This window comes from Streptomyces sp. NPDC016845 (genome assembly GCF_044332585.1).
GTDB lineage: Bacteria > Actinomycetota > Actinomycetes > Streptomycetales > Streptomycetaceae > Streptomyces.
Genome location: NZ_JBIRPI010000004.1, coordinates 127525 through 139447 on the forward strand (window position 1 = coordinate 127525; position 11923 = coordinate 139447).

The 11923-nt window shown below is 71.4% G+C and carries 8 protein-coding genes; 3 read left to right on the forward strand and 5 right to left on the reverse strand.

Annotation, left to right across the window (positions count from 1 at the left end; all coding sequences use genetic code 11):
* The first annotated feature begins 564 nt into the window (after positions 1–564).
* Positions 565–2031, forward strand: coding sequence for an NAD(P)/FAD-dependent oxidoreductase (locus ACH4RC_RS13740; protein ID WP_398199473.1), 1467 nt, complete (start codon positions 565–567; stop codon positions 2029–2031).
* Between the two features lie 482 nt (positions 2032–2513).
* On the opposite strand, the gene ACH4RC_RS13745 is transcribed toward ACH4RC_RS13740, so the two are convergent.
* Together ACH4RC_RS13745 and ACH4RC_RS13750 are read right to left on the reverse strand one after the other, a co-directional pair.
* Positions 2514–3335 (reverse strand): GAF and ANTAR domain-containing protein, encoded by an 822-nt coding sequence (locus ACH4RC_RS13745; RefSeq protein ID WP_398199475.1) that lies wholly within the window; start codon positions 3333–3335, stop codon positions 2514–2516.
* A 288-nt stretch (positions 3336–3623) separates the two neighbouring features.
* On the reverse strand, positions 3624–4382 hold the full coding sequence (locus ACH4RC_RS13750; protein WP_398199477.1) for an SDR family NAD(P)-dependent oxidoreductase: 759 nt from the start codon (positions 4380–4382) through the stop codon (positions 3624–3626).
* A 149-nt stretch (positions 4383–4531) separates the two neighbouring features.
* On the opposite strand from ACH4RC_RS13750, the gene ACH4RC_RS13755 reads away from it, so the two are divergent.
* Positions 4532–5185: a TetR/AcrR family transcriptional regulator gene (locus ACH4RC_RS13755; protein WP_398199480.1), complete on the forward strand. Its 654-nt coding sequence runs from the start codon at positions 4532–4534 to the stop codon at positions 5183–5185.
* An 875-nt stretch (positions 5186–6060) separates the two neighbouring features.
* On the opposite strand, the gene ACH4RC_RS13760 is transcribed toward ACH4RC_RS13755, so the two are convergent.
* From ACH4RC_RS13760 to ACH4RC_RS13770, 3 genes are all read right to left on the reverse strand, one after another.
* Positions 6061–6786 carry a GAF domain-containing protein gene (locus tag ACH4RC_RS13760; protein ID WP_398199483.1) on the reverse strand — a complete coding sequence of 242 codons (726 nt, stop codon included), beginning with the start codon at positions 6784–6786 and terminating at the stop codon, positions 6061–6063.
* Between the two features lie 563 nt (positions 6787–7349).
* Entirely contained in the window at positions 7350–10037 is a 2688-nt protein-coding gene (locus ACH4RC_RS13765; RefSeq protein WP_398199484.1) for a SpoIIE family protein phosphatase, read from the reverse strand.
* 4 nt (positions 10038–10041) lie between these two features.
* Complete coding sequence (locus ACH4RC_RS13770; RefSeq protein ID WP_398199487.1) at positions 10042–10404, reverse strand: hypothetical protein; 363 nt, start codon at positions 10402–10404, stop codon at positions 10042–10044.
* 432 nt (positions 10405–10836) lie between these two features.
* On the opposite strand from ACH4RC_RS13770, the gene ACH4RC_RS13775 reads away from it, so the two are divergent.
* Positions 10837–11844: an alpha/beta fold hydrolase gene (locus ACH4RC_RS13775; protein ID WP_398199489.1), complete on the forward strand. Its 1008-nt coding sequence runs from the start codon at positions 10837–10839 to the stop codon at positions 11842–11844.
* The last annotated feature ends 79 nt before the right edge of the window (positions 11845–11923 follow it).

The following is an 11923-nucleotide window of genomic DNA, read 5'->3' on the forward strand; positions in this document are numbered from 1 at the left end:
CTCGCCTCGATCCGTACCGTCCCGACCCGCTGGTTCGATGCCGGCTCGACGGCGGTGGCGGTGTGGGGGACTCGTGGAAGTCGACACCGAGCAGCATCACGGGACTGTGTTCCTCGCGGTCGGACAACCGGGCATCCACGGTCGACACGCCGGCTTCCCGCACCAACCGGCCGGGACACGCCTTGGCTGAGTCGGACCGCGGACAGCCACCGGCCCGGCGGCATCCCCAGGGGAGCCGGCTCCGAAGAGCGGCAGACGGTGCAAGTCGGCGGTTCAGCGTGAAGGTGGCCTCGGTAGTCCTCGTGGGGCGGGACATCCGCAGGGCGGCGGCTTGACCGCCGTCGAGAGAGCCGCGCGGGAGCGGGTTCGCTCGCCGGGCCGTGGCTCGCTTCGAGTCCGGCGGGAAGAGGAGCAGACCCGGCAAGCAGGCGCGGGGGGAGCAGTGACGAACACTCCGGATGACATCGCCGAACGGTGCGGCGTTTCGCAGGTGCTCCTCGCAGGGGACGGCACATCCTTACCTGACGGGTGAGGAAGCGCGGGCGGATGAGGTCGGGAGTGGTCATGGCAGCGCAAGAGGTGGACGTGCTGGTGGTCGGCGCCGGGGCGGTGGGCCGTTCGATCGCGTTCGCGCTGGCTTCGGCGGAACCGGCCCTGCGTGTGGTGCTGGCCGGTGACACGGGTGGTGCGGCGGCGTCGAAGGCGGCCGGGGCCATGCTCGGAGCCCTCGGTGAGGTCACCGCCCAGGCCGCGCGGACGCGGCACGGGCGGTTGCGCACCGAGATCGCGGTCTCAGCGGCCGCACGGTGGCCCGCCTGGCGAGAGCGCGTACGTGCACGCGCGGGCGCAGGCGCCCCGGCCGTGGACGGATACGGCACGGGTACGTTCGTCATGCTGAACGCGGTCTCCTCCCGTTTGGACGAGGCCTCTTTCACCGCGATCGCCCAGGCTGCCACCGAGCACGGGCTGGCCTGCCACGAATCCGCGCCCTCGGACATCCCCGGCTACCACCCGTTGGACAACGACCGCGCGCTGCGTGCGTGGTTCCTGCCGCAGGAGGGTTTCCTCGACGCCCGGGCCTGGCTGGCCACCCTGGACGCCGCGCTGGAAGCCCTGCCGAACCTGACGCGCACACCGGCCGGCACCCTCGCCGCCCTGCCCGCGCGCGGCTATCTCCTGGACACCCCCACCGGCGGTTTCCGGGCCCCGCGTACGGTCGTGGCGGCCGGCGCCTGGACGACCCCGCTGCTCGAGGCCCTGGACCCGGACCTTCCCGTCGTACCGGTCCTGGCGGCGGCAGGCACCGCCTTCACCCTCGACGGGCAGCAGCCTCTTCCCGCTGTGATCCGCACGCCCAACCGTGCCTTCGCCTGCGGGCTGCACACCGTTCCGCAGGCGGACGGATCCCACTACGTCGGCGCCAGCGCCCAGCCCTGCCTGAGCCCCACCCCCCTCCCCGCGGCCGGCGCTCTGCGTTTCCTCCTCGACAACGCTCTCAGCCAGCTCGACCACCGTCTGGCCACGGCGTCCGTCATGCAGATCCATCACGGCAACCGGCCGCTCGCCCTGGACGGGCATCCCGTCATCGGCCCCACCCCCAGAGAGGGTCTGTGGGTGGCCTCAGGCACCCATCGCGACGGCCTGCACGCCTCCCCGCTCATCGCCACCGTCCTGACCGAGGCGCTTCTCACCTCCGGCTCCACCACAGCGGCCCTGCCCGGGCCGTTCGCGGCCTTCGCTCCCACCCGCCCCCCGATCACGGACCTGACCATCAAGGAAGCGGCCGCCGAGGCGGCAGCCCACCACGCGGCACTCGCCGCCGAAGCCCGCATGCGGCCTCCGCTGACCGGAATCTGGCCCCGGACGCTGACCGATGCCTACGAGGGCCTGATGGACCGCGCGTACGCGGCCATGCCCGACGGATACGTTCCTCCGCCCGACCTCGCCCCCCTGGCCTACGAGGGCAATGGACCGGCCCTCGCGGAACTGGCCTCCTCATATCTGAGCCGGTACAACGCCCACCTCACATAGAGCGACAGCTCGACCGTGCACTGCCCGCCCTCGGCCGGCTGGTCGCCTCGCCGGAGGCCGTGGAGGGCAAGGTGAGGGCTTGGTCCTTGTCGTGACGAGGGCATCGCCGTCCTCATCGTCGGGCCCGGCGGTGTCCGGATCCCGTAGCGGCCACAGGCCCGACTCGGAGAGCGGTGTCGGCCGAGCGTTCGGCATCGTCACCTTCGACACCGAGACGGACCTCGACGCCGCGATCACCACACTGGACAACTCCGAACTGGACGTCCGCAGATCAAGTTCGAACGCTCCGCCAACCAAGCCACCAGCAGCCGCACCAGCGGCGGGCGCCACAGCGACCAGCAAGCCGGGCTTCGGGCAGCTGAGCTGCGCGGCAGCCGGCACGAGCACGATTACCGGCTCTCCCCCACCCGTCCACGGCAATGGCACTACGCGCGTTCCGTCCGGTCCGTTGCGGCCCGCACCCCGGCCGCCGGCACACACGGTCAGGGCCGGGCCGCGGCTCGGTCGGTGGTCGGCGGCGGCGGCGGCGGCGGCGGCGGCGGCGGCGGGATCGTAACGGTCCCAGCAACCACGTCGCGGGCCAGATCGACCAGGCGCAGATGGTTCCTGCGGGCGTAGGCGCGCAGGTGGTCGAAGGAGGCGGCGGGGTCGGTGCCGTAGCGGGCGGTCAGGAACCCCTTGGCCTGCTCGATCGCGGTACGGGTCTTCAGGGCGGTCTCGAGCTGGGTTCGCACCGTACGGTGCTGATCCAGGGTGGTCTGCTGGAGCAGGGAGATCGCGGTGGCATCCGCCAGGGCTCGGGCGAGATGCCGGTCGGCGGCGAGCAGCGGGCCCGGCACCTGGCGGAAGAGGTTCAGCACGCCGATGGTCTGCCCGCGCAGCCGGATCGGGGTGGCGTGCACGGAGGTGTAGCCGGACTGGTGTGCGCGAATGCTGAACCGCGGCCACTGTTTGGAGTGTTCGGCGTCGAGGGTGTGGTCGACGGGTGCGGAGTCGTGGAAGGCGGTCCGGCAGGGGCCTTCGTTGGCGTCGAGTTCGAAGAGCTCGACCAGGCGGACGCGTTCGGAGGAGGCCGCGACCAGTTGCAGCGGCCCGTCCGGGAGGGCGAGCATGACGCCGGCGTCGCCGATGTCGAGCAGGTCCATGCAGTGTTCGGCGACCCGGTAGAGGAACTCGGCCGGGTCGAAGTCCTCCACCAGGGTGTCGGCCAGGTCGATCAGCGCGGCGGTGATCCGCGCCTCGCGCGGCAGCCGCGGCGGCCCGTTGCGCGACGGCGGGCCCGCGGGAAATGCAGAGTCGGTCATGACGGCCTCCGGCCACACAGAAACGTCAGCGTCCGGGGCCGGAAGCACTACTACGGGGGCTGGGTGTCATACCACCCGCCAAGAGCTGACCTGTCGAGCCACGCTACTCCTCCCCGCACCCGCGGGGCAGGGTTTCGGGCTCTTGCTGTGCCCCCGAACTGACCATCGTGTGCGGGCACATCGGTCATCCCCGGGCACCGAAGTGATCGCCGTCGCCGAAAGTCTGTCGGCGTACAGGTGACTCGCATCAGTACACCGACACCGACACCGACACCGTCGCCCGGTCGTTCAGAGGAGGGCGCCGCCGGAGACCTCGATGCGCTGGGCGGTGACCCAGCGCAGGCCCTCGGAGGCCAGCGTGGCGATGGCGTCGCCGATCTCCTCAGGTTCGCCTACGCGGCCGAGCGCGGTCTGTCCGGCCAGGACCTGGCGCATCCCGGCGTCGTCCCGCATCGCTCCACCGTTGAAATCGGTGGCGGTCGGCCCCGGGGCGACGGAGTTGACCCGGATACCGCGCGGGCCGAGTTCTGCGGCGAGGGTGCGGCTCAGGGCTTCGACAGCGGCCTTCGAGGCGGAGTAGACCGAGGTGGCGGGGCTGGTGTGGCGGGTCAGTGACGTCGAGACGTTGATGACGCGGCCGCCCTGGGCCAGCAGCGGCACGAGTGACCGGATGAGGAAGAACGTGCCCCGGACGTTGGTGTTCATCACCGTGTCGAAGTCGTCGGTCGTGACGTCCTCCAGCGGTCCGAAGATGCCCACTCCGGCGTTGTTGACCAAGATGTCGAGCCGCGAAGTACCCCAGCGCTCCAGCTGCTCGCCCAGTTCGGAGGTGAAGGAGGCGAAAGAGGAGACATCGCTGATGTCGAGCCGGAGAACGGCGGCAGTCCCACCCACCGCCTGCACCTGTTCCACCGTCTTCTCGGCCCCGGCCGTATCACGGCGGTGGGTGACCACTACCCGCACCCCGCGTCTGGCCAGAGCGACGGCTGCGGCGCGTCCGAGGCCGCGGTTCGCACCGGTCACCAAAGCGGTCCTGTCGATCGTCATGAGCTGTTCCTCCACCGCGCGGCCACCGGAATTCACCCGGGCGCCGCAGATCAGAGGCGAGTCGCTCGACTCGCCTTGCTCTCGTACCGTAAGCAGGACCATAGAGGCGAGTCAAGTGACTCGCCTCGGGTCTGCGGCATACTGTGCGCATGCCAGCAGAACTCTCCGCACACCACCGCCGGCTCGCTCAGCAAAAACGCGAAGCGATCACCACCGCAGCCACGGAACTGTTCCTGGCTCGTGGCTACGACGGCACCTCACTGGCCCGGGTCGCCGAAGCGGCCGGAGTCTCGAAGTCCACCCTGTTCAAGCAGTTCCCCACCAAGGCGGCCCTCTTCGAGGCCATCGTCACCGAGTCCTGGCAGCGTGACGCCGACGACGCTGTCGCGCGGCCTCCGGCCGGGGATCTGCGCTCCGGACTGACCACCGTCGGCCACCGCTATGCCGACCTGGTCGGCCGGCCCGGAATGGCAGCCCTGTTCCGGATCGTCATCGCCGAACTGCCTCGCTTCCCCGAACTGGGCCGGATGCAGTTCCAGCTCGGCAAACTGCCCTACTTCACCTCCGTCCAGCACTACCTGGAATCCGAGCACGAGGCGGGTCACGCCGACGTGCCGGACGCCGCGAGCGCCGCGAACCAGTTCCTCGGCATGATCGCCAACTACGTCCTATGGCCCCGCATGCTGCTGACCGACTGGAACCCCGCGGCATCCGAGATCCACGACGCCGTCGAAGAGGCCGTCCAGACCATGCTCGCCAGATACACCCCGGCCCACCGGCCCGCCCCGAAGCCAGAACGCTGACACCGACGCGCCATGCGCGACATCCGCGACGCCTCCCTGAACGGGTGGCGGCCTTCTCACGACCACGGACGGCAACGGTCGTCTCCTCGACGCAGACACAACAAGGGCCGTTCGGCCCTTGCCCCTCAGAACGGCGCCGGTTGATGATGCCGGTGACGCGGAGTGCGGCCCTGGGAGGCCGGGGCCGCGCTGGGCCGCCGCTTCGGCAGTGAGGCGACGACCCGTCAGCCCGGACCCGGGTCCTGCGCGACATCTCCCAGCGCTGCAACGTCAAGCTGCGCCTGATCGCCGAACACCTCCTGGCCCATGTCCAGGGCGCCGCCCTGCCGGAGGCCGAACGCACCGAACCGGAGACGGCGATCGCCCGCTGCACCGCGCTGCACCGGCCCGCTTCCGCACCGTCGCCGGAGCCCTCTACTGTGGAGAAGTGACGGGAGAGTCGGGCTGAACGCCCGGCACCTACCGAGGTCGGCTGGGGCCGAACAGCCGACTTCACGGCCCCAGCCTCGCCCCCCTACGCGTGGTGGGTCGGCGAGGCACTCCCGCAGTCCCGCCTCCACACGCCCGGAGGGCACCCTCGCGCGAGGGCCGGCGCACAAAGGGGAGTGCCGGCTCGCGCGTCCGGCTGCCGCCGCCATGTCCGCGGCGGCAATCGGACCCGTCCAGCCTCCCACCGCCACGACGCCGTGTCCCCCACTGACGCAGCCCCGGAGGAATTACTACTCGGAACGGCCCACAGGCATGCTGGCCGGGCCGCCCACCACCCTTTGCGTGCGCACCAGTTGGCGCATTTGCGGGAGCTCCGCGGGCGAGCGTGTACCGACAAGTCAGCGGTCCGGCAACTGTGCCTGCCGCCGCGTGGCCGTGTGCCCCGGTCAGCCGGGGGGTGTGTCGCGGTCTTCCTTCAGGCGTAGCCGTCCCTTGAGGACGTCGTGGGCGATGTCCTCAAGGAGGCGCTGGTGACTGAAGGCGTGCGCGCGCATGCGGGCCAGCGCTTCGGCGACAGGAACACCGCCGGCCGCGGCGGCCATGCCGGCTGCCTGGTGCACGAGCGGCGGATAGCCCGCCGGGCCCGGCTCCGGTGCCGCCTGTTCCCAGCCGATCAGTGCGGGGTGGGAGTCCAGCGCCAGCAGCGCCAGGATCCGGCCGTACGCCTGCAGCCGGGCCCGCTCCGCAGCGCCAAGGGCGGCGGGGGCGGTGTGGTAGAGGTCCATGGCGCCGACCGGAACACCGTCGCCGACCAGCAGCGGCACCGCCACCACCGTGCGGATACCAAGGTCGTCGGCCACCCGCCAGAACACCGGCCACCGCTCGCAGAGGAGCTGCAGGTCCGCCTCCACGATCCGGCGCCGCAAGTAGGCCTCGGTGCACGGCCCCTCCCCCGCCACCAGCTGGGCGTCCTCCAGCCGGTAGCTGCGTTCATCCGCCCCATGAGCCACCATCCTGATCTGCCCCGAAGTGATCAGACTGACGCCCAGACCGTCCGCGCCCGCATCCTCGGCGCACGCCGCCGCTGCGGACGGCAACGCCACCCGGCAGCCGCCTGCACTGGCAACCTCAACGACACGCCGCCACGCCGCGGTGTCCGCCCGCATATCCATGACACAGCCCCACTGCCCGTCCGGAGCGCGGCCAGGCCACCCCGCGCTCACCGGTAGAAGCAGCGTAGACCTGCGTGGCGGCCACCGGCAGAGGGCCTCACACCGCTCACGACCCGACCGAAACCGTCATGGCGGCATCACCTACAGGTACGCGAGCCAGAAGGGGCGGATGCTCAAGTTCCCGTGACCGGTGAGCTGTTGGCTGATCACGGGAACCAGCATCCCGCGGCTGCTCTGCCGAACCACAGGACACACCACCCCGCACAACAGCAGGCGGCGTGTTCCCCGAGTTCCCCGGACAGAGACCGACAAACCTGGCACAGCGCCCTCTTCGGAGTGCGAACCGCCTCGGCGGCTGCGGCTGACCGCTCGGGGCGCGGACGCGGAAGCGCGCGGCGCAGCTGAGCCGTCCTTTGGCCGACGGGCGGCCTGCGCGGGAGAAGCGCGCCATCGACATCGAGAAACAGCAGGGCACGCTGTACGGGACCAGTCACGGGAGCCCGACAGCGGCGGATCCGCCACCCGGCCGCTCCGTCACACCGGGAAGCCACCCGCCGTACAGGCTACGAGGATGGGACGGGGCGGACCGCGAGAATGGCGATGTCGTCGTCGCTGTCCGCGCCCAGACCGATGAGGAGTTCGTCGCAGAACACGTCGAGGCTTTCGCGGGCCAGGCCGGCGGTGTGGCGGCGGAGGCGGTCCATGGCGTCGTCCAGGGACTCGTCGCGGCGTTCGATCAGGCCGTCGGTGTAGAGGAGGACGGTCGAGCGGGCCGGGATCGCGTTGCGGCCCCGGTGGCGGGGCAGGTCGGGGTCAAGGCCGAGGAGTACGCCCGCGCCGTCCTCCAGATAGCGGGTGCGACCGTCCTCGGTGACAAGGAGGGGCGGCAGATGGCCGGCTGAGGAGTGCACCAGTTCCCAGGGGCCCTCCTCGGGGCCTTTGAGGAGTCCGTAGATACAGGTGGCGGTGGCCTCCCGGTAGAGGCTCTGGTTCGCCATGTCCAGTCGGTGCAGGACCACCTCGGGGGGCTCCCGCCGGTCCACAGCGATGCCACGCAGCATGCTGCGCAACTGGCTCATGGCGATGGCCGCGTCGAGATTGTGGCCGGCGACGTCACCGATCACCAGTGCGGTGTCCCCACTGGGCAGGACAAAGGTGTCGTACCAGTCGCCGCCCACCTGGGCGGTGGTGGAGGAAGCTGCGTAACGGGCCGCGATCTGGAGGTGGTCGATCTCGGGCAGTACGGGCAGCAGCGAGCGCTGGAGGCGTTCGGCGATGTTCCGCGTCTCCTGGTAAAGGCGGGCGTTGTCCACGCCCAGGGCGAAGACCCGCGCCAGATCGTCGATCAGGGGCAGGTCGTCCTCGGCGAAGGGCCGTTCCGCAGCGCCCCGGGCCACGGTGAGGGCGCCGATGACACTCCCGCGCGTCCGGAGCGGGGCGACAACGGCGCTGCGCGTCCCCATGTTGCACAACAGTCCCCGGTAGTGGGCGTCCAGCGCACTCGTGGTCTGGGCCGGCGCCGATGGCTCGCCGAGGAGCAGTGGGCCGGCACCGCGCAGGGCACGGGCGAGCGGGCCACGGGCGGTCTCCGACACGGGCGGCAGTCGGCCCTCGTACGCGTCGGGGCAGCTCGGGCCGGGGGCGCGGCGGACGACGCAGACCCGGTCCGCCTGGGCGGCCTCCTCGGTGAACAGGTCGACCGCGCACCAGTCGGCCAGCCGTTCGGTGAGCACCCGGCCCACCTGCTCCACACCCTCGTCGAGGTTGGTGGCTCCGCTCAGTGCGGCCTCGGTGTCGGCCAGCAGGGAGAGCCGTTTCAGCGCCGGCATGCCGGCTTCGGTCCCCCCGGTGTGCGGGGCGGCCGACGAGGTCGGGCCGTCCGGCCGCTGGTGTGCCACGGGCCGGGCCCGGCCGCCGGACGGGCGGGCCGGGGTGACCGCCGTGGTGGCCCTGGGGGTGAGCTGGGCGACGAAGACGGTGCGGCCGTCAGTCGTCTCCTGGGTCTGGATGAACAGCCGGACCGGGACCAGCCAGCCGTCGCGGTGCAGGGCGGGGAGCGGTACCGAGCGGCCCAGGATGCGGGGTTCCCCGCTGAGCAGCAGGGACGTGAACGCCCCGAGGTGGCGTTTGCGGAGATGCTCCGGGATGAGGGTCGTAAGGGGCAGGCCGATGATTTCGTCGGCCTGCCAGCCGAGCAGGCCCGCCGCGGGCCCGTTCGCAGCGATGATTGTGTTCCGCTCGTCGGCGGCGATCGTCGGAACCCTGCTGGCCCGCACCTGGCCGACGTCCCACGGGACCAGTTCCGACGGGCTGGCGCCGGGTTCCCGGGGCACCACCGTCCACGCGGTGGGGGGACCGCCGGCGAGTTGGCCGACGATCTGGTCGAACAGCCACTGGTGGAAGACGCGGCTGCGCGGCAGCGCCGGCAGGGTCAGGAACCGTTCGTCACGGGCCTTCTCCTCGGCCAGGTCGAGGACCGTGCGCAGTGCCTGCGCGGCGGGCCCGGCGTCCGACTGCACGGACAGGGGCAGTGACCGGATCTCCGCTCCGCCCGACTCCTGTTGGATCGCGGCTGTCACCCCCGTGCTGATCAGTTGGTTCATGTCCTGGGCCGCGGCGAGTTCGACCGGTGACACGCCCAGGTCCTCTCCGGCGGCCAGGGCGAGGACGACCTCGCGCAGCAGAGTGTGCCGGTGCTGCTGGGAGGCCGAGTAGAGCGCTTCCGGTACGTCGACCAGGGTCACGGTCGCACCGGGGGCGGGGTTCGCAGGCGGCGCCGGTGGTTCCCCCCACCCGTCCGGCCACCGAGAAGTTCCGGCAGGCACCCCGTCGGGGATTTCGTCAGGGATTCCGGCGAGGAATTCGGCGCACTCCAGCTCGAACCACACCGTCTTGGTCGTCTTGGCCACTTCGACGCCGTGGCGGGACGCCAAGTGCCCGACGACGGCCAGTCCCTGCCCCGTACCGGCGTACGGCGGGTACGCGTACGGGACGAGCCGGCGGTCCGGCCGTCGGTCGCTCACCCCCACCCGCACCGTGCCGCCGTCCATGTGGACCGCTACCTCGACCTCAGTCCGGGCATGCAGCACCGCGTTGGTCACCAGCTCGCTGGCCAGGAGCTCAGCGGTCTCGACCACGTCCGACGCGACGCCGTCCAGAGCGGACCGCACGAATCGACGAGCCTCCGCCACGCTCCGCGGTCCCTGCGCGAACCAGCGCGATGGCGCGCCTGCGTTTTGAAGGTCGGCCATGACGTCAGTCTCCCTCAGCGGGCCCGGCCCCGCGCTCGCGGACGGTTCCTGGAGCGGCACACGAGTGAAGGTCTTCGGGCCCGGACACCGCGCTCCCCGGCCTGGGCAGCCTCGCGCTGCCCGCTGTGGAGGTGTTCGACGTCTTCGAGGTGTCGCGTGGAGCGGGCGGGATGGATGTCGGCGCTGCTGAGCGGTTGGTCACCGTCAGGCGCGGCATCAGCTCTGTGGCTGCCCACACGACCGGATCCACCACGGTGAGCGACTGGTGCTTCCGCAGGTTCTCCGGGGTGAGGTACGAGGTGACGTACGGGGTGAGGTACGGGGTGACTTCCTGCGCGATGCCGAGGGTGCACGAGGAGGCGTCCACGACGAGCGGTAGACGGCCGGCGCCGGTCCACGGCCAGGCGTGTAGCGATCATGCGGTTGGCCATGACGATGTTGCCGGCGTCGTACCCCTTGAAGTGCCAGATCGTCGCGCAGCAGGTCCCGCCGAGGCCGTCGACCCCGTCCGAGCCTGCGCAGATCCGGTTGACGCAGACCACGTAGTAGACCGCGGCAGCGGTGTCGCGGTCGAAGGCGGACAGCGGAGTGCGGGCGGGAGCGGGGGCGGCGGGGGCCCACTCGGGGATCAGGTCCGGTGACACCACGGTCCGCAGCGCGGAGGTGACGCGGCCCAGGGCCCCGTACCCGACATGGTCCGCGACCCCCCGGCCGCGTACGGGCCCGTCCCGGATGCGACTGCAGCCTCCGAAACCCATCCGAAACCACCCGGCAGCGCCATCCACCTACACTCCCGCTCATGGCGCGGACAGCGAGCGGACGGCGTTCCACCGGCGACGACAGCCAAGTCGCCCTGCAATTCCGTACCGTGCACGGATACCGGCGCGCGTACCGCGCCGCGGGCGAGGGATCCGCGATCGTGCTGATCCACGGCATCGGAGACTCGTCGGCGACGTGGAACCCGCTCATCGCGCAACTGGCACGCAGCCATCGCGTCATCGCTCCCGACCTGCTCGGTCACGGTGCGTCCGACAGGCCGCGGGCCGACTACTCGGTCGCCGCGTACGCCAACGGCGTCCGGGATCTCCTCGGGGTGCTCGGCATCGAGCGGGTCACCCTCGTGGGGCACTCGTTCGGTGGCGGCGTCGCGATGCAGTTCGCCTACCAGTACCCCGAGCGCGTCGACCGGCTCGTCCTGGTGAGCACGGGAGGTGTCGGCCCGCAGGTCACCCCCGTACTGCGGGGGGTCTCGCTGCCAGGCGCCGCACTGTTGCTCTCCCTGCTCGGGCTGCCCGGCACCGACGTGCCGGTGCGGGCCGTGGTCGCGCTGCTCCGGCTGTTCGACACCTCTCTCGGGCGGGACGCCCCGGAGCTGATGGGCCTGGTCGAGGCGTTACCGGACGTTCGGGCGCGGGCGGCGTTCATACGCGCGCTGCGGTCCGTCGTCGACTGGCGGGGCCAGGTGGTCACCATGCTGGACCGCTGTTACCTCGCGCTGGGCATGCCCACGCTCCTCGTATGGGGGGACAGGGACGGCGTCCTGCCGGTCTCCCACGCATTCACCGTGCACGAGGCGATGCCCGGCAGCCGCCTCGAAATCTTCGCCGGTGCCGGTCACTTCCCTTTCCACACCGATCCGGCGCGCTTCCTCTCGCTCGTCGAGGACTTCATCGGGACGACTGCACCGGCCAGTTGGAGCATCGACCAGTGGCGGCGGCTACTGCGAGCGGGGCGGCCGGGCCACAACGCACACCTCGACACCGTGGAGCGACGGTATCGCGAGGCGAGCGAGCGCAGCGCGACGTAGGACCGGCCGCCCGCAGTTCAGCGCAGGCAACGGGAAGGAGGAGGGGAACGGGAGCGGGAAGGGGAACGGAAGCACCCAT